Annotated in this window: 4 protein-coding genes; 3 read left to right on the forward strand and 1 reads right to left on the reverse strand. The window is 32.5% G+C overall.

Annotated elements, in window-relative coordinates; all coding sequences use genetic code 11:
- Window positions 1-238 precede the first annotated feature (238 nt).
- From AC30RD_RS06955 to AC30RD_RS06965, 3 genes are all read left to right on the forward strand, one after another.
- Window positions 239-1639 carry a DEAD/DEAH box helicase gene (locus tag AC30RD_RS06955; RefSeq protein WP_489493678.1) on the forward strand — a complete coding sequence of 467 codons (1401 nt, stop codon included), beginning with the start codon at window positions 239-241 and terminating at the stop codon, window positions 1637-1639.
- Window positions 1640-1754: 115 nt separating this feature from the next.
- Window positions 1755-2711 (forward strand): DUF6781 family protein, encoded by a 957-nt coding sequence (locus tag AC30RD_RS06960; protein ID WP_489493679.1) that lies wholly within the window; start codon window positions 1755-1757, stop codon window positions 2709-2711.
- On the forward strand, window positions 2708-3184 hold the full coding sequence (locus AC30RD_RS06965; RefSeq protein ID WP_489493680.1) for a BON domain-containing protein: 477 nt from the start codon (window positions 2708-2710) through the stop codon (window positions 3182-3184). The genes AC30RD_RS06960 and AC30RD_RS06965 overlap by 4 nt, the downstream gene beginning before the upstream one ends.
- Here AC30RD_RS06965 and AC30RD_RS06970 read toward each other — a convergent pair.
- Window positions 3153-4087: EAL domain-containing protein (locus tag AC30RD_RS06970; protein ID WP_489493681.1), on the reverse strand; the 935-nt coding region annotated here is incomplete at its 5' end. The genes AC30RD_RS06965 and AC30RD_RS06970 overlap by 32 nt on opposite strands.

The following is a 4087-nucleotide window of genomic DNA, read 5'->3' on the forward strand; positions in this document are numbered from 1 at the left end:
ACTCAACCATTTTAACCATTTTAACTAAAACCCACCAAACTAAAAAAAAATCCTTAAGTGGCTTTAAGCTTTACAAGCTATAATTTCGCAATGCCTTTGATAGGCGCTTTGTTAGACGATTTGATCTTCTTATCACCTCTGCGTTAAGATAAAAGCCAATTCTTTACTTATAGATGTGACTTCTGATTAAATCGGCAAGATTGCTTAATCGAAGGTAAATCTATTTTAAAGAGTTAAAATGACGTTTCAAGATTTTAATCTAAAACCCCAAATTCAAAAGGCTATAGAGATTGCCGGATTTAAAGAGCCAAGTCCTATACAAAAAGAGGCGATCCCTGTTATTTTGGAAAAAAAAGATATTGTAGGGCAAGCGCACACCGGAACCGGAAAAACTGCCGCTTTTGCTCTTCCGATGTTAAATATGCTAAAACTTTGTGGCGAAGTAGAGGCTTTAGTAATAGTTCCTACCAGAGAACTTGCTACTCAAGTTAGCGACGAGATCTTTAGACTCGGGAAATTTTTAGGTATAAAAACCGCTACGGTTTATGGAGGAAGCTCATATTCCAGACAGCTTCATCACATAGAAAACGCATCTGTGGTAGTGGCAACTCCCGGAAGACTTCTTGATCTGTTAAAGAGTGGGAAAATTGAGTTAAACCCAAGTTTTGTAGTACTTGACGAAGCGGACGAAATGCTTGATATGGGCTTTTTGGAAGATATAAAAGCTATTTTTGAGTTTTTGCCTTCAAATAGACAAACTATGCTTTTTAGCGCCACTATGCCAAACGAGATCAAAGAACTTGCATCAAAAATCTTATATAATCCAGAGTTTATCTCTATAACAAAAAAAGAGGTAACAAACGTAAATATTAAGCAGTTTTATTATGTAGTGGACGAAAAAGAGAGAGATGAAGCGTTAATTAGGCTTTTGGATTTTAAAAATCCTACCAAATCTATAATTTTTTGTAGAATGAAAGTTGAAGTTGACAGACTTTACGAGTTTCTAAACGCTCAAGGTTTTAACACGGCGGCCTTACACGGAGATATTCCTCAAAGACAAAGAGAAGAGGTTATAAAAAATTTCAAAAAAGGAAATAGCGAGATATTAATAGCAACGGATGTTGCCGCAAGAGGACTTGATATTAGCGACGTTACCCACGTTTTTAACTATCATATACCTTTTGATCCTGAAAGCTACGTTCATAGGATAGGAAGAACCGGCAGAGCCGGACGAGAAGGGGAAGCTATCAGCATAGTTACTCCTCACGAGTTTAAACAGCTTCTTCGTATACAAAAAGAGGTTGGCAGCGCTTTGATAAACAAAGAGATACCTACTTCTAGCGAAGTAAAAGAAAAAAAACAAAAATCTACCCTTCAAAAAATATTGTCTCAAGAGATTAGCGCCTCGGCAATTGAGCTTGTTAATCTTTTAGAAAGCGAAACAGACCTATCTACTGCCGCTTTAAAACTTGCGTCAATGGTTATTAAAAGTGAAGATATCACAGGAAGTGAAAAAATAGGAAAAAGCAAAAAAGAGATTGAAAAATTAATAGCTCAATTTGAAAAAGAAAAAAGTAGGCCAAAAAGAGCTCCAAGATACAGAGGTAAAAGAAACGCTCCAAGAAGAAACAGATACTAAAACCAAGCTTCTACCTTTAACTTATTTAAAAACTTCGAAGCCCAGCTTCGAAGTTTTCTTTCAAAAATCGATATATAAAATGATATAATATTTAAAATTTTTTAAAAGGCGCAATATGGAAGAGTTCATTAAAGAGGCCGCAAACAAAGAGGATCTTAAAAAAGCCGTAAATACGATAATAGAAGATATTAAAAAAGAAAAAGAGGAAAAAATCGAAGAGCTTATCTCTCAAATAGATAAATTAAACAGAGAAATCGAACATGAAAAAGAGGAGTTAAAATTAAAACTTAAAGAGAGTTTTGAAATTTTAGAAAATATTGCAAACGAGCTTGAAGGAGAAAAAAAGGAAGAACTTATAAAAATAATCGAAGAGAACAAATTAAAAACGTTAGAATTTTTAGGCATATTAAAAGAGACAACCGAAGCGGCTATTATAGCCGCCCTTGAAAAAAATGAAGATATAGAAGAGACCATAAAAGAGATTACAAAAAACTTAACATTTGAAACACTTGATACAAAAGTAGATAAAAAGCATATAGAAGATGTTTCAAAAACGATACTTGAAGTAGCCTCCGAAATCGCAAGCGTCTCTGTAAATTACAGCGACGAGATACTAAAAGGTGCCATCTTTGGAGTCAAAGAGGGAATTGCAAAATCGATAGAAAAATTTAGAGAAGCGATAGAGTATACCCCCATTGAAGCAAGAAAATTTGTTTTTGAAAATTATGATAAAACGATAAAAGATTTGGAAGATATAGAAAATATATATATATCTTGCATAAAAGAGACCGCATACAAAAGCGAAGCAGGTATCAAAGAAAAACTCCTAAATATATCAAACGATCTTCAAAGCGTTCTTTTTAAACTTAAAAATGAAGCGCAAAAAGCCATAAATATATTCAAAACTACATTTAGCGATATTGCTACTGAGGCAAAAAGCACAACCTCCATTTTTAAAGCAAAGGCTGAAGATGCAAAAAAACTTGGATTTAGAGTTTTTCAGATCGCAAAAGCAACTATTGATGGAGCTATAAAAGGAGCAAAAGAGGCAATGTTAAAGGAGAAAGAGTGAAAAAACTATTAATAATATTTTTCTTCGTAACAATCTCAAATCTTCACGCCTTTGACGACTCTTTCGAAGATTTCAATAAAACGGCTCAAGAGATCTTAGAACAAGCATATAAAATGTTTGAAAAATCAAAAGAGATAATAGAGTCTTTCTCCCAAAGCGAACAACAAGTTGTCCCAGAGAGCAAAAACAGCTTTCTTTTATATTATAAAATCGTAAAAAACTCTTTGCCTATTGAAAAAAGAAACGATTTTTTAATTACCGCTCAGATAAAATATAAAATAAGCATTCAAAAAGATATATCTGTAAAAAATCTGCTTATTCTTTCAAAAAATGGTCAAGTTGAACTTTTTGGAAAAGTTAACTCAAAAGATATTGCAGATAAAGTGATAAACATCTCTTTAAAAACAGGAGGTGTTAAAGAAGTTATTTCATATCTAATTATTATTGAACATTCGGGGGCAATTTCTCTATAGGCAAAGGCTTGCCTATATAAAACCCTTGAGAATAGTGTACCCCTATATCTTCTACTTTTTGCTGGATCTCTTCTTCGCTTACAAATTCAGCTATAGTCTTAATACCCAGCTCTTTACTAAAATGTATAATTGCTTTAACAAGCGTTTCTGATTTTTCGTCATGCAATATATTTTTTATAAGTGAAGCATCTATTTTTAAATAATCTATTCCCATATTCAAAATATATACAAAATTAGAATAGCCACTTCCAAAATCATCAATAGCAGCTTTTCCTCCAAAGCTTTTTATCTTTTGTATAAACTTAGCTACAATATCATAATTTTCTACTTCTTCTGTCTCAGTTATCTCAATAACTACTCCCCTGCAATTTAAAAGCGTATTTTGTTCGCTATTTTCAAAAATTGCTCTTTTTTTCATATTGTACTCTTCAAGCTTATTTTCAATAAATTTAACGATGTCAGGATTTACCAAATCTTGAGTAGAGATATTCAAAGAGAGTTCTTCGCATCTGTTTTCAAAAGCTTTAAAAGATTTCTCTATCATTATTTTCGTAATTTTTGTATAAAGTTTCGCCCTTTTTGCAATATCCAAAAAGAAAAACGGAGATATTACAGTGCCATCTTCATCTATAAGTCTTACCAAAGCCTCATATTTTTCTATTTTTTTGGTTTTGTTATTGTAGATAGGCTGAAAATACGGAACTATTCTATCCTCTTCTAAAGCCTTTTTAATTTTTGTTACCCACTCTAGTGTATTTTTATATTCAGCTTTAGCACTTTTAGATTCATCATAATAAACAATTTTATCGCTATATTTTTTCGCCTCTTTTACAGAAGTATCAGCATCTAAAAGAATTTTTTCAGTATCACAGCTATCATCTTCAATAAGTGCCACTCCGGCTT

The sequence above is a fragment of the Nitrosophilus sp. genome (assembly GCF_982775275.1).

What these genes read in the sequence shown, in the direction of transcription:
- AC30RD_RS06960 (WP_489493679.1), top strand. Translation starts at nt 1,755, where the DNA reads ATGGAAGAGTTCATTAAAGAGGCCGCAAACAAAGAGGATCTTAAAAAA.
- AC30RD_RS06955 (WP_489493678.1), top strand. Translation starts at nt 239, where the DNA reads ATGACGTTTCAAGATTTTAATCTAAAACCCCAAATTCAAAAGGCTATA.